20 protein-coding genes are annotated in these 20,145 nt (G+C 63.9%); 16 read left to right on the forward strand and 4 right to left on the reverse strand.

Annotated features, from left to right (window positions below):
- Positions 1-11 precede the first annotated feature (11 nt).
- The 3 genes from V1286_RS11795 (at position 12) to V1286_RS11805 (ending at position 2,191) form a co-directional block, all read left to right on the forward strand.
- A complete protein-coding gene (locus V1286_RS11795; RefSeq protein ID WP_334479725.1) occupies positions 12-359 on the forward strand; it encodes a helix-turn-helix domain-containing protein in 348 nt (115 codons plus the stop codon).
- A 126-nt stretch (positions 360-485) separates the two neighbouring features.
- On the forward strand, positions 486-1,304 hold the full coding sequence (locus tag V1286_RS11800) for an aldo/keto reductase (protein WP_108517914.1): 819 nt from the start codon (positions 486-488) through the stop codon (positions 1,302-1,304).
- Entirely contained in the window at positions 1,301-2,191 is an 891-nt protein-coding gene (locus tag V1286_RS11805; RefSeq protein WP_334479727.1) for a hypothetical protein, read from the forward strand. Before V1286_RS11800 ends, V1286_RS11805 begins: the two co-directional genes overlap by 4 nt.
- A gap of 25 nt (positions 2,192-2,216) precedes the next feature.
- Here V1286_RS11805 and V1286_RS11810 read toward each other — a convergent pair whose 3' ends face one another.
- Positions 2,217-2,894, reverse strand: coding sequence for a DUF599 domain-containing protein (locus V1286_RS11810; RefSeq protein WP_334479728.1), 678 nt, complete (start codon positions 2,892-2,894; stop codon positions 2,217-2,219).
- A 100-nt stretch (positions 2,895-2,994) separates the two neighbouring features.
- Between V1286_RS11810 and V1286_RS11815 the strand changes: the two genes are divergently transcribed.
- The 4 genes from V1286_RS11815 (at position 2,995) to V1286_RS11830 (ending at position 5,732) form a co-directional block, all read left to right on the forward strand.
- The gene (locus V1286_RS11815) at positions 2,995-3,651 is read left to right on the forward strand and encodes a glutathione S-transferase family protein (protein ID WP_334479729.1); all 657 of its coding nucleotides are present in this window, start codon (positions 2,995-2,997) and stop codon (positions 3,649-3,651) included.
- A gap of 278 nt (positions 3,652-3,929) precedes the next feature.
- Entirely contained in the window at positions 3,930-4,133 is a 204-nt protein-coding gene (locus V1286_RS11820; RefSeq protein ID WP_108517906.1) for a hypothetical protein, read from the forward strand.
- 152 nt (positions 4,134-4,285) lie between these two features.
- Positions 4,286-5,251: a hypothetical protein gene (locus tag V1286_RS11825; protein ID WP_334479731.1), complete on the forward strand. Its 966-nt coding sequence runs from the start codon at positions 4,286-4,288 to the stop codon at positions 5,249-5,251.
- A 40-nt stretch (positions 5,252-5,291) separates the two neighbouring features.
- A complete protein-coding gene (locus V1286_RS11830) occupies positions 5,292-5,732 on the forward strand; it encodes a DUF1489 family protein (protein ID WP_334438834.1) in 441 nt (146 codons plus the stop codon).
- A 14-nt stretch (positions 5,733-5,746) separates the two neighbouring features.
- Here the strand turns inward: V1286_RS11830 and panC are convergent, their stop codons facing one another.
- Positions 5,747-6,598, reverse strand: a complete 852-nt coding sequence (gene panC / locus V1286_RS11835) for a pantoate--beta-alanine ligase (protein ID WP_334479732.1) — start codon at positions 6,596-6,598, stop codon at positions 5,747-5,749.
- A gap of 272 nt (positions 6,599-6,870) precedes the next feature.
- Here panC and V1286_RS11840 point away from each other — a divergent pair, with 272 nt between their 5' ends.
- Complete coding sequence (locus tag V1286_RS11840) at positions 6,871-7,806, forward strand: division plane positioning ATPase MipZ (protein WP_334479733.1); 936 nt, start codon at positions 6,871-6,873, stop codon at positions 7,804-7,806.
- Positions 7,807-7,841: 35 nt separating this feature from the next.
- On the opposite strand, the gene V1286_RS11845 is transcribed toward V1286_RS11840, so the two are convergent.
- Complete coding sequence (locus V1286_RS11845; protein ID WP_334479735.1) at positions 7,842-8,924, reverse strand: zinc-binding alcohol dehydrogenase family protein; 1,083 nt, start codon at positions 8,922-8,924, stop codon at positions 7,842-7,844.
- Positions 8,925-9,030: 106 nt separating this feature from the next.
- On the opposite strand from V1286_RS11845, the gene V1286_RS11850 reads away from it, so the two are divergent.
- The 4 genes from V1286_RS11850 (at position 9,031) to V1286_RS11865 (ending at position 12,720) form a co-directional block, all read left to right on the forward strand.
- Complete coding sequence (locus V1286_RS11850; RefSeq protein WP_334479737.1) at positions 9,031-9,816, forward strand: helix-turn-helix transcriptional regulator; 786 nt, start codon at positions 9,031-9,033, stop codon at positions 9,814-9,816.
- A gap of 319 nt (positions 9,817-10,135) precedes the next feature.
- A complete protein-coding gene (locus V1286_RS11855) occupies positions 10,136-11,035 on the forward strand; it encodes an alpha/beta fold hydrolase (protein ID WP_334479738.1) in 900 nt (299 codons plus the stop codon).
- Positions 11,036-11,162: 127 nt separating this feature from the next.
- Complete coding sequence (locus V1286_RS11860) at positions 11,163-11,927, forward strand: vWA domain-containing protein (RefSeq protein ID WP_334479740.1); 765 nt, start codon at positions 11,163-11,165, stop codon at positions 11,925-11,927.
- Between the two features lie 67 nt (positions 11,928-11,994).
- Positions 11,995-12,720: a DnaJ domain-containing protein gene (locus V1286_RS11865; RefSeq protein WP_334479741.1), complete on the forward strand. Its 726-nt coding sequence runs from the start codon at positions 11,995-11,997 to the stop codon at positions 12,718-12,720.
- A 256-nt stretch (positions 12,721-12,976) separates the two neighbouring features.
- On the opposite strand, the gene V1286_RS11870 is transcribed toward V1286_RS11865, so the two are convergent.
- The gene (locus V1286_RS11870) at positions 12,977-14,821 is read right to left on the reverse strand and encodes a serine hydrolase (RefSeq protein ID WP_334479743.1); all 1,845 of its coding nucleotides are present in this window, start codon (positions 14,819-14,821) and stop codon (positions 12,977-12,979) included.
- A 400-nt stretch (positions 14,822-15,221) separates the two neighbouring features.
- Between V1286_RS11870 and V1286_RS11875 the strand changes: the two genes are divergently transcribed.
- From V1286_RS11875 to clpA, 4 genes are all read left to right on the forward strand, one after another.
- Positions 15,222-15,560 carry a phasin family protein gene (locus tag V1286_RS11875; RefSeq protein WP_108517955.1) on the forward strand — a complete coding sequence of 113 codons (339 nt, stop codon included), beginning with the start codon at positions 15,222-15,224 and terminating at the stop codon, positions 15,558-15,560.
- A gap of 733 nt (positions 15,561-16,293) precedes the next feature.
- Positions 16,294-16,401, forward strand: a complete 108-nt coding sequence (locus V1286_RS38885) for a DUF1194 domain-containing protein (RefSeq protein ID WP_417021130.1) — start codon at positions 16,294-16,296, stop codon at positions 16,399-16,401.
- Between the two features lie 697 nt (positions 16,402-17,098).
- Positions 17,099-17,431: an ATP-dependent Clp protease adapter ClpS gene (gene clpS / locus V1286_RS11885; RefSeq protein WP_108517882.1), complete on the forward strand. Its 333-nt coding sequence runs from the start codon at positions 17,099-17,101 to the stop codon at positions 17,429-17,431.
- A 265-nt stretch (positions 17,432-17,696) separates the two neighbouring features.
- Positions 17,697-20,108, forward strand: coding sequence for an ATP-dependent Clp protease ATP-binding subunit ClpA (gene clpA / locus V1286_RS11890; protein ID WP_334479744.1), 2,412 nt, complete (start codon positions 17,697-17,699; stop codon positions 20,106-20,108).
- Positions 20,109-20,145: the final 37 nt, after the last annotated feature.

Here is a 20,145-nt window from a genome sequence, read left to right on the forward strand (position 1 = left end):
ACGAGGTCGACATGCAGCGCTTGCGGCTGAAAGCGGATGGACGGATCGTCGAACTGCGGGACGGGCAGGAGTTCCCGCTTGCGCCGGAGATGCCCGAGCCCGCGCTTGCAATGCCCGTCATGCCTGACGCAACGCCGGGCGAAACGGGCACGCTGCCAGCCGTGCGGGATCTTCGCCGTCGCGCGCAGCTGACGCAGATCGAATTCGCGGCACGGCTCGGCGTGCCCGTCGAAACCATCCGGAATTGGGAGCAGGGCAAGCGTGTGCCCCGAGGGCCGGCGCGGGCGTTGCTCGCCGTGATCGCCCATTCGCCGGAAACCGTTTTCGCAGCGCTTGCCACGGAACCGGAGCCCGTCTAGTTCGCGGTTTGACGCGTTTTCTTCCCGCAACCGCATCCATCCCGCGCAGGACCTCGCTCGAAAACCCTATCTGTTGGCATGGCCGTTTCCACAGCCCATAATGGGGCCGGTCCGCGGATACAACCGATGCTGTTTGTCGAAGCCAATGGCGCAAAAATCCCGGCGATCGGGCTGGGCACCTGGGAATTGCGTGGACGCGCCTGCGCGCGTCTCGTCGAGCAGGCATTGCGGCTCGGCTATCGCCACATCGACACCGCGCAGATGTACGACAACGAACGCGAGGTCGGCGAGGGCCTGCGCCTTGCCGGCGTCAAGCGCGATCAGGTCTTCCTCACCACCAAGATCTGGCCCTCGCATTTCGCGCCCCACGATCTGGAGCGTTCGGCCAAGGAAAGCCTGGTGCGGCTGCGCCTGACCGAGGTCGACCTGCTGCTGCTGCACTGGCCGAACCCGCAGGTGCCGCTGGTGGAGACGCTCGGCGCGCTGGCGCGGGTCAGGCAGCAGGGGCTCGCGCGGCATATCGGCGTCTCCAATTTCACCGTGGCCCTGATCGAGGAGGCGGTGGCTTTATGTCCGCAACCGCTGCTGTGCGACCAGGTCGAGTACCATCCCTATCTTGACCAAACCAAGGTGAGGGAGGCCTGCGCGCGCCACGGCATGGCGCTGGTGGCGTATAGTCCGGTCGCCAGGGGCCGCATCAAGAGTGACCGCGCCTTGCAGCGGATCGGCGACCGCTATCGCAAGACGGCGGCGCAAATCTGCCTGCGCTGGCTGGTGCAGCAGGGCGTAGCGGCCATCCCGCGAACGTCGAAACTCGAGCGGCTCTCGGAGAACATCGAGATCTTCGATTTCGAGCTGTCGGAAGAGGACATGCAGCAGATTTCCGCCATGGGCAGCGCCGGCGGCAGGCTCACGGATTTCGGTTTCGCGCCGAAATGGGATTGAGGAGCTGCGCCGCCCGACGCTATGCTGGCGGCCAGGGGAATATCGAACATCGTTTTGATGCGATGGAGCTGCGGCGGTTCATATCTACTGACCTCACGGCGTCGGCGATCGCGCATGTGTCGCTGCTGACGCTGGTGTTGCTGTTTTCCGAGGTGCATCCGTTCGGCGCAGTGACCGCCGAGCAGATCCCGGTCGAGATCGTGACCCCGCAAGAGCTTGCCGAGAAGCAAGCGCCTCCCGACGAGCCGCCTGCCGAAAACAAGCCGGAACCGGCGCCGTCGCCACAGCCTGATTTCTCCTTGCTCGACAAGCCTGCCGCTGCCACGGCACCCCCGCCGGCCGCACCGTCTGCGCCTGCCGCGCGGCCGCAGAAGCAGGCCGCGCTCGACACGCCGCCCGCGACGCCGTCGCCATCACAACCGGCGGCGCCGGCCTACAAGCCGCCCGAGCCGGATATCTCGATCAAGTATCAGGTGCTGCTCGGCCTGCCGCCCGACCTCTCACCGGCGCCGCCGGCTCCCGCGCAAGGGCGCAACAAGGGCGACGACAATTTTGATGCGCCGGCGACCGAGGCTGCCGATATCTCGAGCACGCTGATCGCGGCATTCCGGCGGCACCTCAAGACCTGCTCGAAACTGCCGGCCTCGCTGTCGGGCGCCGACGACGTCAAGGTCAAGCTGCGCGTGTTGATGACACCGGACGGCAGGCTCGCCGCCGAACCGATCCTGATCGAAGCCAGTGCCTCGATGAAGGGACCGTTGCTGATGCAGGGCGCGATCCGCGCGCTGCAGGCCTGCCAGCCTTACGCGATGCTGCCGGCCGACCGCTACGGCGAATGGAAAGTGCTCGACCTCAGCTTCACGCCGCAGGATTTTTCTGCATCCTGATTTGTTTGACGCGCCCTGGAGCGCGCTAATTCCCCATCGCCCGCCACGCGTTCGATGCAAATTGCCGCCGCCAGGTCACGATGACGACCAGCGCGGTTGTCGCCAGCAATATCCAGGGGCTGACGAACCAGCCGAGATAGCCGAGCGCGAAGAAGAACGCGCGCTGGCCGCGGTTGAAATGCCGCCCCGCCGCCTCGAACAGGCGCGTCGTGCGCATCACATGGGCTTCGGCTTCCGCCGTGTCGCGCTGTGACGACGGCGGCATCGCGCCGAGCAGGATCGCGACATAGTTGAACAGGCGGTACGACCAGGCGAATTTGAAGAAGGCGTAGATGAAGATCAGGATCAGGCCGACGCATTTGATTTCCCACAGCGCAGGCGAGGGGGTGAGGTCGACCGGCAGTTCACGCAGCACGGCCAGCGCATCGTTGGTCGCCCGCAACAATGCGAGCCCGCCGCCGATCGCGATCAGGCTGGTGGAGGCGAAGAAGGCGGTGCCGTTCTGCAGCGAGGCCATGATCTGCATGTCGACCATGCGCGCCTCGCGGTCGAGCATGTTCCGCACCCAGACCTCGCGAAAGCGGTTCATGCGCGCCGACAGGCTGTCGCGGCCGTAAGCCGTGTGCTCGAGCGTGAAGCCGTAGGCCAGCCATTCCACGACGAAGAACGCGACGGCGGCGATATCGACCCAATAGGCGCCCATGTGGCGAGATCCCCGATGGTGGCAGGCAATCGTGATGTACAGGTTGAATGCGTGCGGCGCACTATGGCAAGATGCCGGTCGCAACAGGATTTCCCCGCAAATGTTGAAACTGGTCATCGGCAACAAGAATTATTCGTCATGGTCGATGCGGCCATGGCTGGCGCTGCGCGCCAATGACATCCCGTTCGAGGAAGTGTTCATCCCGCTCTACACCGACGACAAGGCGGACAAGGACCGGATCCTGAGCTTTTCCCGCGCGGGCAAGGTGCCGACGCTGATCGATGGCGACGTCACGGTGTGGGACTCGCTTTCGATCATCGAATATCTCGCCGAGAAATTCCCGCAAGCGACGCTGTGGCCGGAAGACCGCGCGCGCCGGGCGCATGCGCGCTCGATTTCGGCGGAAATGCATTCGGGATTCATGCCGCTGCGCAATGAATGCGGCATGAACCTGCACCGTCCGGTCGGCGCGGTCGATCTGTCGGATGACGCACGTGCCAATGTGGCGCGCGTTCAGGAGATCTGGGCCGATTGCCACAGCCGTTACGGCAAGGAAGGACCGTTCCTGTTCGGCGCATTTGGCGGCGCGGATGCGATGTTCGCGCCGGTGGTGCATCGCTTCCGCACCTATGCGATCGAGGTGAGGGGCGAGGCGCGGCACTATTTCGATGCGATGATGTCCTTGCCGGCATTCCAGGAATGGACCCGCGCCGGCCTTGCTGAAACGCTTGTCATCGAACGGTTCGAAACGGTCTGATTTCGGGTGCGGGCACGTGGCCGGGCGGGGTGCCAGGACTCGCCGCAGCTCGCGGCATTCTGTCCTGTATTGGGAAAGACGGCCTGAATATTAGGCAGGCGGATTCCCGGGAACCGCCAAAATTACCGCTTATCGTCCTGAAAAACATGCAGAATTTGCGCATTTGCCATGCCTCGATGTTGCTGGCTTTTGGGCGACCGGCTGTGCTAGGTTGCCATAGGGTTCTCAAGTCGGCCGAAAGCTAGCGGGACCGTGAGCGCGGCCGGCGTTCTTGCGTGATGGAGAGGGCGTTGAAGCATAAGTACTCCGTTGGAGAGACTGTCTATTTTACTGCCAGCAATGTTGCCCGTCCGGCCGCCAGTGGCACCTATGAGGTGATCCGGCTGTTGCCGACCGACGGCGACGATTGTCAGTATCGCATCAAAAGCTCGACCGAAGCTTTCGAACGGGTCGCCAAGGAAAGCCAGCTCGCAATTTCCTGAAACAGTTGTGTGCAAGTAGTCGGCTGACGAAGTTCCACCTTTGGTTGCCGTCAAAAGGCCTCGTTCGCGGAAACATTCTGCCGAAAAGCGAATGCAGCAATGCCGCATTCGTCTTTCGATTGCGTTTGATGCTGCGTTGAGGGACACCGCGCATGGACTGGGCCTGGGCTGCTTCGCTGGATTACATCTGGCACTCGCCGAACCTTCCGTTGTACCTGACGCTGGTCACGGCCTGCTTTGTCGGGATCATCGTTCTGATCACGCTGCTGCGCTCGGAGAGATCCGTGGCCAACGGCGTGCTGGCGCTCATCACGCTGCTCGCGGTCGGGACCGCCGGGGCCGTGACCTTCCGCGGCTTCGGCACGCCAAACGTGGTTCAGTCGACGGAGACGCGTCCGGTTCAGACGGCGACCGCGCCATTGCCGCAGCTTTCCTGCATTGATGAACTGGCCGGCGATGCCGTCCTCGCCGCGTGCGAGAAGGCGCTGTTCGGTTCGGCCGAGTCGGTGGCTGCGGCCGTGACCTACGCCGCCTCGCAGATTACGCTGCTGACCTCGCTCGGAGATGTCGCCACAGCGAACAAGGGCGCCGGCTCCGATCTGCTGGCGCTGCGCCGCGCCGTCGAGCGCGACCGTTACGGGTTGATGGCCTATGTGCTGACGGTGCGGGACCGCTGTATGCCATCGTCCTGCCGCGCCTTCCGCTCGCTGACCGAGACGCGCCAGATTGCGGCCAACATGGAAGACCGCGTCTATGAAAGCCTGGTCATGCGCCATGCGGCGACGTGGAACACGCCGCAGGCCGCGACGGGCATGATCGCGGCGCTGCCGCCGTCGGTCCCCACGGGCAAGCCCACCAACGCGGAATTCCCGACCTCGGCGTCCACCCCGCCGGTCAACATCATGACGCCCGAGCCGCCGCTGGGGGCCGCGCCGAAGCCGTCGTCAGCCGCGGCTGCGCCGGCGTCACCTGCCGCGCCGCGTTCGGCCGCGGCGCCATCGCCGCCGGCGCAGACCGCCGCCAAGAAGCCGCCGCCGGCGCCGAAGCGGCCGTCCTCGGCGGCGCCGGTCCAGCTCGCGCCGTCGGGTTCGGCGCCCGCAGCTGATAACAACGAGTGATCTTTCCAAAGCGCGCGCAGGCCGCTACATCGGCGGGATCATGCCGCTTCATCTCATCAAGCTTGCCGTCGGCTGCGAGTCAGTCAAGGAACTCAAGGGCTGGGTTGCCGAACGCATGGCGACCGCCAAGAAAAAGGGCCTGCCGCTTCGTCACGTCCACATCACACGGATGACGCCGAAACGCGACGCGGAAATCCTCGCCGGCGGCTCGCTCTATTGGGTGATCAAGGGCGAAATCGCCGCGCGCGAAAAGATCATTGCGATCGAGCCGTTCCGCGACAAGGACGGTATCGGGCGGTGCCGCCTTGTGATGCAGCCCAAGGTGTTTGCGGTTTCGCCGCGACCGATGCGCCCGTTCCAGGGCTGGCGCTACCTCGCCGAGGATGCCGCGCCACCGGACCTCACCAAATCCTCAGCCGCCAGCGTGGCGGCGATGCCGGAACCGATGCGGCGCGAATTGCGCGATCTGGGCCTGCTCTGACCGAACTCCCACCCTTAGATCCCGATATTGTCGATCAGGCGCGTCGTGCCGAGTTTTGCGGCGACGAGGATTCGCACCGGCCCGTCCTTCACCGAGGTGATCGGCGCCAGCGTCTCGGCATGCCGGGCCTCGAAATAGTCCAGCGCGAAGCCGGCGGCGCTGATCAGCTCGCGGCCGGCTTCCATCGCGGCCGCTAGATCCTCGCCGGCCTTCAGCCGCTTGGCGCTTTCCTTCATGGCGCGATAGAGCGTCGGCGCCGTCCGCCGTTCCTCCGGCGAGAGGTAGACGTTGCGCGAGGACATCGCCAGCCCGTCGCGTTCCCGCACGGTGCGCGAGCCGATCACCTTGACGCCGAGGTCGAGATCGGCGGCCATCCGCGTCACCACCCGCAATTGCTGAAAATCCTTCTCGCCGAAGATCGCCACGTCCGGCCGGACTTGCGTGAACAGCTTGCCGACCACGGTGGCGACGCCGCCGAAGAAATGCGGCCGGAAACGATCCTCAAGGCCGGCGGTGGCCGGACCCTCCGGCACGATACGGGTGGCGAAGCCGTCCGGGTACATCGCCTTGACGTCGGGATTCCAGATCAGGTCGACCTTCTCGGCGGTGAGCTTGGCGAGGTCGGCCTTCCAGGTGCGCGGGTACGAACCGAAATCCTCCGTCGGCGCGAACTGCGTCGGGTTGACGAAGATCGATACGACCACTTTCTGTGCGCGGCGCTTGGCGAGCCGCACCAGCGACACATGCCCGTCATGGAGCGCTCCCATGGTCGGCACCAGCGCGACGGCGGCCTTTCGGGTGCGCAAGGCCTCGACGGCGCGGCGCAATGCGGGAACGGTACGGACGACCATGGGACTTCGCGACATCTGGCCTCGATCTCTTGCAGCTTCTGATGGGGTGAGGGGCCGAAGGCCCTGAGCCTTTCGGCGGGCGCGTCGACCTTATAAGGCCAGAGCATTGCCGCCAAGTTTGCTTGGGTATGGCGCGCCTGCGGCAGCTAACGCGAGTCCGGAAGCGACATCGCAACCGTCGGGATTCATCATTAAAGACACGCCGCGAGTGAATTGAATGCGTCGTCGCGCATTTCACTTGACGCGCAGCCGCGCGTGACTTGAAGATATCGACGGGGGGTTGAATCATGTTGGTTCAGGCGAGTCAGGGTCAATTCGGTTCGGCGCATGTCGTCGTGCTCGGCAACGAGAAGGGCGGGTCGGGAAAATCCACCTCTGCCCTGCATATCGCCGTTGCCCTGTTGAAGGCCGGACAGCGTGTCGCCACCATCGATCTCGACTGCCGCCAGCGGAGTTTTACCCGCTACATCGCCAACCGGAGCGCGTGGGCGCGCCGCACCGGCCTCGATCTCGAAATTCCCGTGCACTACTGCGTCAAGCTCGGCGAGACGATGCAGATCGCTGACAATGAAAATTCCGAGTTCCAGCAGTTCATGGAGGCGGTGAGCGCCATCGAGCGTGCCTTCGATTTCATCGTCATCGATACGCCGGGTTCCGACTCCTATCTGATGCGTCTGGCGCATTCGATGGCCGACACGCTGGTGACGCCCATCAACGACAGCTTTCTCGATTTCGACGTGCTCGGTACCGTCGATCCCGCAACCTATTCGGTGACCGGCGAGAGCCATTATGCGGAGATGGTGCGCGACGTCAGGCGCAAGCGCCGCCAGATCGACGGCGCCACCACCGACTGGATCGTGGTGCGCAACCGCCTGTCGATGATCGGCTCGCGGAACAAGCAGCTGGTCGCCGACAGCCTGAAGGACCTTTCGCTGCGGCTCGGCTTCCGTTCGATCGACGGGTTTGCCGAGCGGGTGGTCTACCGCGAATTCTTCCCGCGCGGACTGACGGCGCTGGACGACATCGACGAGGCCACCCTCGGCACGCGCCCCAGCATGGGCCATGTCACGGCGCGCGAAGAAGTGACCAGCCTGTTGCGCCAGTTGAAGCTGCCGCTCGACGAGCGCGGCCGCCGCCGCGCCGCCAACCGCGCCGAATGGTTCACCCAGGTCGACAAGCCGCTCGAAGTCCATGACATCATCGGCGACATCATCAGCGCCTGACCTCCAACAAGCTGTCTACTTGTCACTTGCCGGCCCTATCGCGGCTGGATCACCGTCATCCTGAACGGACCGCTGTGGGCGGCAGCATGCGCGACCGCCTCGTTGGCGCGGTCGAGACCGAAGGCCGCAATCTCGAAATGATCGAGGTCGACCAGGCCCGCGCGGATCAGGCCGGCCATCAGGGTGGCCGCATGCGGCGGGTACATCCATTGCCCGCGGAGCGTGATGCCGTTTCGCATCATCCACGGGTAGGGCAGGTCAAGGCCTGCGCCGCCTTGCATGCCGACACCGCCCATCAGCACCACCCGTCCGTGCGGCCGCACCGCCAGGACGGCGGTCCGCACCTGCATGGCGCTGGCTACGGGCGGGAGGATGTCGAGCACGCAGTCGATCGGACCGGGCGCCGCCTGCAGGATGCGGGCGCGATCGTCGGCCTCATCGCCGTGCATCGGCACGGTTCGGACGCGGGCGCCGAACCGCCGCGTCAGTTCGGTCAGCGCCTGCTCGTTCCGCCCGGTCGCAATCACGCATTGCGCGCCCATGGCAAGTGCGACGGCGACCGCGGCGCTGCCGAAACTGCCGGTGGCGCCGTTGACCAGCGCGATCTCTCCGGCTTGCAGTTGCACGGCGAGGAACCCGCCATAGGGCACGAGCAGCGTGCCGAGCGCGCACCAGCGGCCTGCATCCTTCTCGTCGATGTCGCCGATCGGAACCGCGTTTTCCGTTGGCAGCCGCATTTGTTCGGCCCAGGCGCCGTCGTGGAAATACCGTTGCAGGCGCAGGCCTCCCTCGCTGCCGGCGGTGAGGCCCTGCAGGGCGATGTCGGGCGATAGCGCATTGTCACGGGAGCGCACCGTCGGATCGCAATAGACCCAATCGCCGGGACGAAGCCGGGTCGCATCGGGGCCGGTGGCGCGGATGCGGCCGATCGCGCCGGGGCCGGGCACCACAGGCAGTTCCAGGAGGTATTTTCGCTCCCCGCTGAGAACCTCGTTGGCGTAGGCCAACACGCGGCTCGCCACGACGTCGACAATGACCTCGCCGGTGCCAAGAAGCGGGTCGGGGACGTTCTCGATCGCAAGCGGCGATCCGAACGCATTCAGCACGGCAGCTTTCATGGGGCCTCCTCATTTCGATGAAGCCGCATTCTCGCGAGCCTTCATGGACCCAACAAGACCTGGTATTATCCTAGGATTATTAGACCCCTTTTGAGGCACGGCGCGCATGGCGGCATCAGGCACGAATTCGAGGCAAAGCGAACTTGGCGACTTCCTGCGGTCGCGGCGGCAGAAGCTGATGCCGAAGGCGGTCGGCCTGCCGGTGGGCCGGCGGCGGCGCACGCCCGGCCTGCGCCGGGAGGAGGTGGCCGAACTCGCCGGCATCGGCGTCGACTGGTACGTCCGCCTCGAGCAGGGGCGATCCGTCAGCCCTTCGTCCGCGACCATCGACGCATTGGCGCGCGCATTGCGATTGACCAAGGCCGAACACCGGCATCTGACGGAGCTGACGCAAAATGCCGACCGGCGCCCCTTCGTCCGCGAGACTGTTCCGCCGGCGATCCGGCGCACGGTCGAACAGCTCAATTTGCCGGCCTATGTCACCGGACGACGCTGGGACATTCTCGCCTGGAATGCGGCTGCGGAGGAAATCTTTGCGTTCAGCCGGCTGGCGGAAGCCGATCGCAACAGCCTGCTGTCGGTGCTGACAAACCCCGCGACGCGGCGGTTGTTCGGCGCGTCATGGACGGATGAGGCCCGACGCATCGTCGCCCAGTTTCGCGCGACGCATGACCTGTGGGCCGGCGATCCCGCCTTCCGCGACCTGTTGGCGCGGCTGCGCGAAGGCTGTCCCGAATTCGCAGGCTGGTGGGAGGCCCACGACGTCAGCGGCGTCGCGGCAGGACGGAAATCCTTGACCCATCCCAAGAAGGGCCGGCTCAAACTGGAGTATGCGAGCTTCCAGGCCAATGACGACCCGGCCTTGAAGCTCGTTATCTACACCACGGTCTAAATCTTTGAGACGCTGCCGGTATTGTCGCACCTGCGGGCGATTGTTCCCGGGAACCAGTTCTGCATTAGCTCGTTTTCACTAGACTTTTATCTAGCCCTCGAACCAAAGCTTGATGGGAGACGTCGTAAGGAAGAACGGGTCAAATTTGTCGGGATTGAGCCGCTTGCACAATGGATAGGTGCATCGCACAATGATCAGGCGGTCAACACACAACATTTGGCCTTTATGTCACGCCATCGTGACATATATCATCAACAAGGGACCGAGAGAGTCTCAAAACAGGGATGGCCCTTAACGGGGCGCGAGGACGAAGACGAATATGAAACGTGGAATTCTCGTTCTGCTTTCACTCTCCGTGCTGGTCGCTGTCGCGTATTTTACCGCGAGCAAGTGGGCGATCCGGCATGAGACCATCGCATTCCACGATCCCGATCGCGACAATCGTCTTGTCGCCGTCAATGTCGCCGTCCGCCGCGACAAGGAAATGCAGGCCAACGCCGGCTTGATCAAGCTGCCGGTTGCGATCCTTAACCACGGCAATACGGTCAAGCACACCGAATATTCGTTCCTTGCAAACGTCTTTGCCTGGCGCGGCTACCTCGCGATCAGCCCGCAGCACGATCTGCCGACCGACCCGCCGATGGTGACCAAGGTCGGCGAGCTCTATGTCGGCCGTCTGCCGCAGATTCAGCGCGGCGTCGCCAACATCCATTTCGCCATCCACGAAATGAAGAAGGCTCAGCCCAACGCCGACTATGAGAAGGTGACGATGGTCGGCCATTCGATGGGCGGCGACATCACGATGTATTTCGCCAAGCAGTATCCCGACGAGATCAAGAAGGTCGTGACGCTGGATAATCTGCGCGTGCCGTTCCTGACCGAAGGCAAGTTCAAGATCCTCTCGTTCCGTTCCCAGGACACGCATTTCAAGCCGGACCCCGGCGTCGTGCCTGATGACGAGCAGTGCGAGCAGGCCGGCATCACGGTCGTGAACACCGGCTTCCAGCATAACGACATGCGGGACACCGGACCTGACGCCGCCAAATCTTCGATCGAGTCGATGCTCGACAAGTTCCTCGAAGAATCCGACAAGAGCGGCGCGTTGAAGCCCGTGCCGACCAAGGTGCCCGACATCCTGACCAGCAGCCCCGGACCGGTGCCGCTGTCCGTCCCGCTGGCCAGCAATCCGGCGCCAAAGAACAAGTCGGTCACGAACTAGGCGCATAAACCAGGCAACCGACGGTCGTCGTGCCGTTGCGGCATCGTCCGGCACATTGACGTCCGCCGCATTGACCGCCGCCGGGCGCGGTCCCACATAGAGCTTGCTGCTTACCCTGCGAGCGCTCATGGCCGGCGAACCCATCAAGCCGAAATCGGCAGGCGACGTTGCTTCGGCAAAGGCCGAGGCACGTAAAGGCGGCTCGCTGCCGGAGAGCAAGCCGTCGGCATCGGAAGACATCGCAGCCTTCGTGGCGAAAGCGCGCGCGATGTCGCCGCACCGACCGGGCGCCAGGGGCAGGCTGGTGTTTGCGCTCGACGCCACCATGAGCCGGCAGCCGACCTGGGACATGGCCTGCGCGCTGCAGGCCGACATGTTCCGCGAGGCGGCTTCGCTCGGCAGCCTCGATATCAGGCTGGTCTATTACCGCGGCTTCAACGAATGCCGCGCCACCGGCTGGATCTCCGATTCCGCGCGACTGGCAAGGTTGATGGGCAAGATCGATTGCCAGGGCGGCAACACCCAGATCGGCAAGGTGCTGTCGGAGGCGCGCCGCGAGGCGGTGGCGTCCGGCGTGCGCGCCGTGGTGTTCGTCGGCGACGCCATGGAGGAAGAGGTCGATGATCTCTGCGCCAAGGCCGGCGAGCTCGGCCTGCTCAAGGTCCCCGTTTTCATGTTCCAGGAAGGCCACGACGCCACAGCCGAGCAGGCGTTCCGCGAGATTGCGCGGCTCACCGGCGGCGCATGGTGCAGGTTCGATCCCGGCGCCGCGGCGCAGTTGCGCGAGCTCCTGCGCGCCGTCGCAGCCTATGCCGCCGGCGGGCGCGAAGCGCTGCTGGCGCTGTCGAAAACCGCAAGTGGGGCGGCCGCGCTGATCGGCCAGATCAAGTGATTACGACTTTGGTTGCCGCCGGGCCGAACGCCATGCTTTTCGGCGCCGATGCCGCTATATTAGAGCCATGCCAACCCTGATTGCCGGCGTCGTCGCCGTTGTCCTTCTATACCTGCTGCTGCAGATGTTTCGTGCAGCCAACCCGGTCGTGCTCGCGCGCGGGATCAAGATTGTGGGCGGCGTGGTGGCGCTGGCTGTCGCGGCCTTCACCGGGCTGCGCGGCGAACTCGCGGTTGCCATCCCGCTCGGCATCTTCGGCGCGGGCCTGCTCGGCTGGTCGCCATTCGGGCCGGGCAGTTTCAGCAATATCGGCGGGATCTTCGGCGGCGGCGCGCAACGCTCTTCGGGGCAGGCCTCGCGCGTCCGCTCGCAGTTTCTCGATATGAGCCTCGATCACGACAGCGGCGAATTGTCGGGCCGGATCGTGGACGGACCGAATACCGGGCGCTCGCTCGGCGAATTCGACCTGCCGCAGTTGATTGCGATGATCCCGGCCTTCGACGCCGAGAGCGTCGCCTTACTTGAAAGCTATCTTGACCGCCGGTTTCCCGCCTGGCGTCAGAACGCGCAAGGCGATACGGCAGGGGGGCAGCGCCGCGCGGCGGCGACTGGAAAAATGACGGATGAGGAGGCCTATCAGATCCTTGGCCTGCAGCCGGGGGCGGGGCGTGACGACATCAGCCGGGCGCACCGCGCCCTGATGAAGAAACTGCATCCCGACCAGGGGGGCTCGACGTACCTCGCTGCCCGGGTAAACGAAGCCAAGGATATTCTTCTTCGCACGCATCTCTAGCTAACTCCGGCTCACGCCACCGACGCTACAAACCGAGAATTGCTTCCGTGTCTCTGACTGACGCCCCATATCGCCCGCCGTTGTCCGGCGTGGTCGATCGTCCCTTGCAGGGAAACCTAACCGCAAATTCTTGACGAGAAGTTTTCGTCGGCCGCATCAGGCGTAATCGCGTGAGGGCCGCAGCGATTGTGTTTGGAAAACAACAAAGCCGGCGCTTGCGGCGCCGGCTTTGCGAGCTTCAACGGGAAGTTTCGGATCAGTTGCGAACGGTCATGCAGGAAATGTCGGCGCGCTTGAGCGTGCGGCATACCGCTTCGGCAGAATCGCGATCGAGACCGGCGAAGCGGGCGCGGAACAGCGTGCGGTCCTTGGAAACGACCGGTTCGGTGAAGGGATCGGCTTTGCTGAGCAGGGCGCTGGCCTTGGTGCGGGCGAGGTCGATCCGCTGCTTGGCTTCGCTTTCGCTTTCGAGTGCGCCGACCTGGACGATCCAGCCGGTGCGAACCACCGCCGGCGCGGCCGGCTTGACGGCGTCGTTCTGTTGTGCGGTCTGCGGCTGGGCGCGGGGCGCCGGATCGGCATAGGCGAGCGTCTGCGCGTGTGAAGCCTGCGAGGGCGTGTGCGCCAAGGCGGAAGCGGGCAGCACCCCGAGCACGCCGTTTCCGGTGCCGTGGTTGGCTGGCTGCGGCGGCATGGCAGCCCTGAGGGCTTCCCTGGCGGCTTCGGCCCTGGCCTCGGCGGCGTTTGCTACGACAGCGCTGGAGGTCTCGGCGACTTCGGGGCGGGCAAGGATAGCGCTGGTGATCGGCGGGGCTGCCGGCTGCGAGGGGCCGGCGGCTGCCAGTTTCATGGGCCCGGCCTTGACCTGAACCGTCTTGACCTTGACCGGCTTCATCGGCTCAGCCGAGCCCGGGATCGCCGATATCGACTGGGACTGAATGACACCGCTGGTCAATGGTGCGGGTTCGGGCTTGGCTTGCGGCTCGAATTTGTTCTGCTCGACCTTGGCGGGCAGGGCAGCGGCGGCTGCCGCCATCAGCGACGGCTTCGCCGGCGCGATCGAGCGGGTCAGGGGCATGGCTGCGAGCCCCGGTTCGGCGGCGAGGGCACTGCCGGACTGAGCCGTTTCGGCTGGACGCGAAGCGGTCTCGGCTTCAGCCACATCGACGGTGCCGTCGGCGGGATTGCGCTCGGTGATGGCGGCAACAGTACGCTTGGTCGCGCCTTTCTCCAGGTTCTCGGCCAGCAGGTTGCGCATGGTGGCGTCACGCGAACCGCCGCTGCGGCCGCCCAGCACCACGCCGATGAGGTGGCGGTTGCCACGGCGCATCGAGCTGACGAGGTTGAAGCCGGAGGCGCGGGTGTAACCGGTCTTGATGCCATCGACGCCTTCGACATTGCCGAGCAGGCGATTGTGGTTGCGGATCGACTGGCCGCGATAGGCAAACACGGTGGTCGCGAAATAACGGTAGTAGCGCGGGAAGCGGTCCTGGATGGCGCGGCCGAGCGTGGCCTGATCGCGCGCCGTGGTCAGCTGTTCGTCGTTGGGCAGGCCGGAAGCGTTGCGATAGGTGGTCTTGCTCATGCCGAGCGCCCGCGCCTTGCGCGTCATCAGCCTGGCGAATTCGGTTTCATCACCGGCAATGGCTTCCGCGATCACGACGGCGGCGTCGTTGGCGGAGCGCGTCACCAGGCCCTTGATGGCGTCCTCGACCTTGAGCGTCTGGCCGGGCTTTAGACCGAGCTTGGTCGGCGCCTGTTCGGAGGCGTGCTCGGAGACTTCCATCTCGGTGTCCAGCTTCATCTTGCCGGCGTCGAGGCGCTCGAACAGCAGATAAAGCGTCATGATCTTGGTCAGCGACGCCGGGCGCCGGATACCATCGGGATTGTTGGAACTGAGCACCGCGCCGGAATTGCCGTCGACGATGATGGAGGAGAACTGCGGGCTGTAGCTTTCGCGCACGACGTGGTGGTGTCGGCGATGCTTGTAGCGGCGGGCCTCGGCGCTCTCGCTCGAGATCAAGATCGCGGTCGTGAAGGTAATGAGCCCGAGGGCGCACACGCGCAAAGCGCGCGAGGAAGCCAAGGTTGTACGAAGCATTTACTTCCCCGTCCCAATTTCTGTCTTGATCACCGGCGCGTGAGGCAAAATTGTGCCCAACAGCCACTGATATTCCCCCGTTCGAAGTACCGATCCGGCCATCAAGCGCGGTCGGCTTGGCCGATCAGGTCGCTGTTCTAGCTAAGATGCTGTTCACAAACAGCTTTCATGCGGCCTGTCGGAAGACGAACAAGTCCAGGAATCAGGTTAGGCGGAGCGGGTTTCCAAAAGATTAATTAACCGTTGCTTAAGACCCCGGGTTTTTGCGCTAATTCGCCGCAATTGTGCGTCGCACAATATTTCTTGACTTTATTGTGCGGTGCACATACAGGGATGACGTCAGGGGGCCGGGACCTCCCGGCAACCGGTTTATACCTGCAGTCTGGGAAAGGACTCCATGATGGTCAAAGTTGAAGACATTCAGAACTACGGCAAAGAGCATCTCGAATCGGTTGCCGCTTCCGCGAGCAATCTGCAGAGCGGCGTTCAGGCGATCGCGACTGCCTATGGCGACTACGCCAAAAAGTCGTTCGAAGACACCAAGTCGTACGTTGAAAAGCTTTCCGGCGTGAAGTCGCTGGACAAGGCGCTCGAAGCGCAGACCGAATTCGCGCGCTCTTCCTACGAGACCTTCGTTGCGGAGTCGCAGAAGATCGCGGGGCTCTATACCGATCTCGCCAAGCAGACCTTCAAGCCCTACGAAGGCCTGGTCGCGAAGTTCACCCCGGCCGCGCACTAATTCGTTCGCGACCTGATACTTCGACAATGAATGAGCCCGGCCGCGACGGCCGGGTTTTTTCGTGCGGCATTGCATCGCGATCCTTGGAAGAGCAGGGCACATGAATCCTCGCTCTCGCGGCGCGAAGCGCCCGAGCTGTGGGTGATTTCATACCCCTCTCCATCGTGAGAGGGCGCAGGGAAGACCGGGTGCGCGCTGCACCCGCGGTCTCGTGTGCAATATGCACAAAGAAGTGCGCACACGAGCATACAGGTCCAGCGGAGAGCATCCGGCCTTCCCTGCGCAATGGTTTGACGGCTTATGGCGCGCTCTTCCCGGAGACGAATTCCTTTTGCCTCCGTCGCTGCCGGATTGACGACCCGACGAACCCGGTTGGATTCGATTAGCCTCCGCCAGCTTGACACCAGCCACGGGTGCCAGAACCACACGCTTTTGCCGTACGCAACAACGCCGCTCGTCCTGCGCGGATCGATCGCTCACAGCCCCAAGACCAAGCTTGAGGCCGCCCTGCAACGCCTCGCGCGCGCGGGCGCCATCGCGTCCACCGCAACCCGCACTCCACGTATCGTGACGTGTAATCCTCAAGTTCATTGCGAAAGCGCGCTGCTGGCGCTCGTATGCGATGGACCTTCGACCGTTGGCGATTTCGGCTCGGCGCTCTGCGTCATGTGCCGACGCCAAAGACGTCGCCCGGTCCGTTGACGTCGAACTCGTGATAGATGTCTCCTATTCAATGGACATGGATGAACTTGCCGTTCAGCGCGAGGGCTATGCGCAGGCCATCGTTTCCAAGGAGTTTTTGCAGGCGCTGAAAACCGGCCCGAACGCAGGGTGGCCATAACGTATTTCGAATGATCGGCATCGAGCGACCAGAGGATCATCATTCCGTGGCGGGTGGGGCCGGAGTCCGCGGATGCCGTCGCCAATGAGTCCTCCGCCCGTGCATTGAGCGGCACGCCTGCGGTAAGCGATTGCCACCATCGGGCGATCCCGATCGGCTGGGGCGCAGCCGTTCGGGGCATGCGAGTTAGCCTTGGTCTTCAGTTAGCCTTGGCCTTCAGAGCGGCAAAATCAAAAATCACAGGCGAGGGCATCAGACCGGTTCCGCCAACGACGGGTCAAAGCCGCTGCATTGCCAAGCCGGCCGCCAAAAGCGCCATCCTCAACGGCGGCTAAACGGGCCGCCGCCGTCCTTTGTCAAATCCGGCAGAAACGGTTAACCTTGGTCCGGATAGCCGAGCCGGGAATCGGGTCGGTCGCGGGTCGCGTCAGGGCAGCATGAGTGCGCTTGCGGCGGTCCGGCGGCAGACCCATATTCCAGGTGCCGATCCGGCCAATGGGTCGGACCGGGAGCGGCGATCTGGAAAAAAATGCATTGCTGGGTGCTTTGCGATGGCTCACGCCGGAGCCGATCGCGGGGCAGGTCAGGATGCGCTCTCCGGTCACCCCTTTTTATTTCGAACGCCTGGGCCATGTTGCAATCAACCTTCAAAGCTTGTCCGTCCGTGCCGGCAAAGTCAGCTGCTTCTGCTCCCCGAATGAGCAATGACGAGAACCGCAATCCCGGAACCAGTGGGCCGTCGACGTCGGTCATCACCAAGGTCAAGCCGAAGACCAAGCGTCCGAACCTGTATCGTGTCCTGATTCTGAACGACGACTACACGCCGATGGAGTTCGTCGTTCATGTGCTGGAGAAATTCTTCCAGAAGGACGCCGAAGCGGCCACCAAGATCATGCTCCATGTGCATCATCACGGGATCGGCGAGTGCGGCGTGTTCACCTACGAGATTGCCGAGACCAAGGTCACGCAGGTGATGGATTTTGCGCGCAAGCACCAGCATCCCCTGCAATGCGTGATGGAAAAGAAATAGCCGCGCACGGCTCTCGATCCGGCCGGAGAGAAGGAACGGGTCTTGCATCATCGGCGTTGACGAAAGCCGATCGTATTCCCGGTAGATTTTCGGGGGAGGGTTGCGTGCCGTGAGGCGTGGTGGCGCGAATTTAGAGGAAAACCACGTTTGCGGAACCGGTCTTTCGCCACGATCGTAGGTAACTATATGACAGGGGAAGACGAAGGTTGTTGTTGCCTGACCGGGTAATGGCGATCATGATGACCTGGGGCCACAGAGGACGAGAATGCCAACTTTTTCCCAAAGCCTTGAACAATCCCTGCATCGTGCGCTGGCGATTGCAAACGAGCGGCATCATCAATACGCGACGCTCGAACACCTTCTGCTGTCGCTGATCGATGACTCGGATGCGGCGGCGGTGATGCGCGCCTGCAGCGTCGATCTCGACAAGCTGCGCACGAGTCTCGTCAACTATCTCGAAACCGAATTCGAAAATCTGGTGACCGACGGCGCCGACGACGCCAAGCCGACCGCGGGCTTCCAGCGCGTGATCCAGCGCGCGGTGATTCATGTCCAGTCCTCAGGACGCGAAGAGGTGACGGGCGCCAACGTGCTGATCGCGATTTTCGCGGAGCGCGAAAGTCACGCCGCCTACTTCCTGCAGGAGCAGGACATGACGCGGTACGACGCGGTCAACTATATCAGCCACGGCATCGCCAAGCGGCCGGGCGTCTCCGAAGCGCGCCCCGTGCGCGGCGTCGACGAGGAAACCGAGACCAAGGGCACCGAGGACGCCAAGAAGAAGGGCGAGGCGCTCGAGACCTATTGCGTCAACCTCAACAAGAAGGCGCGTGACGGCAAGATCGATCCGGTGATCGGGCGCAATTCCGAGATCAACCGCGCGATCCAGGTGCTGTGCCGCCGGCAGAAGAACAACCCGCTGTTCGTGGGCGAGGCCGGCGTCGGCAAGACCGCGATCGCGGAAGGGCTCGCCAAGCGCATCGTCGATTCCGAAGTACCGGAAGTGCTGGCGGCGGCCACCGTGTTCTCGCTCGACATGGGCACGCTGCTCGCAGGCACCCGCTACCGCGGCGATTTCGAGGAGCGGTTGAAGCAGGTGCTGAAGGAGCTGGAGGCGCATCCGAACGCCATCCTGTTCATCGATGAAATCCACACCGTGATCGGCGCCGGCGCCACCTCCGGCGGCGCGATGGACGCATCCAATTTGCTCAAGCCGGCGCTCGCCTCCGGCACGATCCGCTGCATGGGTTCCACGACGTACAAGGAATACCGCCAGCATTTCGAGAAGGACCGCGCGCTGGTGCGCCGGTTCCAGAAGATCGACATCAACGAGCCGACGGTGGAAGACGCGATCGCGATCCTGAAGGGTCTGAAGCCCTATTTCGAGGATTACCACCGGCTGAGATACACCAATGAGGCGATCGAGGCGGCCGTGCAGCTCTCCTCGCGCTACATCCACGACCGCAAGCTGCCGGACAAGGCGATCGACGTGATCGATGAGTCCGGCGCGGCGCAGATGCTGGTGGCCGAGAACAAGCGCAAGAAGACCATCGGCATCAAGGAGATCGAGACCACGATCGCGACCATGGCGCGGATTCCGCCCAAGAGCGTGTCAAAGAACGATGCCGAGGTGCTGAAGCATCTCGAGCAGACGCTCAAGCGCGTGGTGTTCGGTCAGGACAAGGCGATCGAGTCGCTGTCGGCGTCGATCAAACTGGCGCGCGCCGGCCTGCGCGAGCCGGAGAAGCCGATCGGCTCCTATCTGTTCTCCGGTCCGACCGGCGTCGGCAAGACCGAAGTCGCCAAACAGCTTGCGGCCTCGCTCGGCGTCGAGCTGCTTCGCTTCGACATGTCCGAATACATGGAGCGGCACACGGTGTCGCGCCTGATCGGCGCGCCTCCCGGTTATGTCGGCTTCGACCAGGGCGGCCTGCTGACCGACGGCGTGGACCAGCACCCGCATTGCGTGGTGCTGCTCGACGAAATCGAGAAGGCGCATCCGGATCTCTACAACGTGCTGCTGCAGATCATGGATCACGGCCGGCTCACCGACCATAACGGCAAGCAGGTCAATTTCCGCAACGTGATCCTGATCATGACCACGAACGCGGGCGCCGCCGACCTCGCGCGCCAGGCTTTCGGCTTCACGCGCAACAAGCGGGAAGGCGACGACCACGAAGCGATCAACCGCCAGTTCGCACCGGAATTCCGCAACCGGCTGGATGCGATCGTTTCGTTCGCCCATCTCAATGCCGATGTCATCGGCATGGTGGTGGAGAAGTTCGTCCTCCAGCTCGAGGCGCAGCTTGCCGACCGCGACGTCACCATCGAGTTGTCGGAGACCGCCAAAGCCTGGCTGATCGAACATGGTTACGACGAGCAGATGGGTGCGCGTCCGATGGCGCGCGTGATCCAGGAGCACATCAAGAAGCCGTTGGCGGACGAGGTGCTGTTCGGTCACCTCAAGGGCGGCGGCCACGTCCGCGTCGTGCTGGTCAAGGATGAGGCGAGCGCGGAAGCCAAGGACAAGATCGGCTTCGAGTTCGTCGAGGGACCGGTCACGCCGAAGCCGGAAAAGTTGCCCGGCGCCCGCAGGCGCAAGCCGAAACCGGGCGGCCCCAACGGCGGCGGCGGGTCCAAGGGACCGGCCTCAAAGGGCCCGCTGGTCAAGGTGTAAGCGGCCGCAATCCAAAACGAAGAGCCGGCGTGTCGCA

Source organism: Bradyrhizobium algeriense (assembly GCF_036924595.1).
In the GTDB taxonomy this organism is placed as follows: domain Bacteria; phylum Pseudomonadota; class Alphaproteobacteria; order Rhizobiales; family Xanthobacteraceae; genus Bradyrhizobium; species Bradyrhizobium algeriense.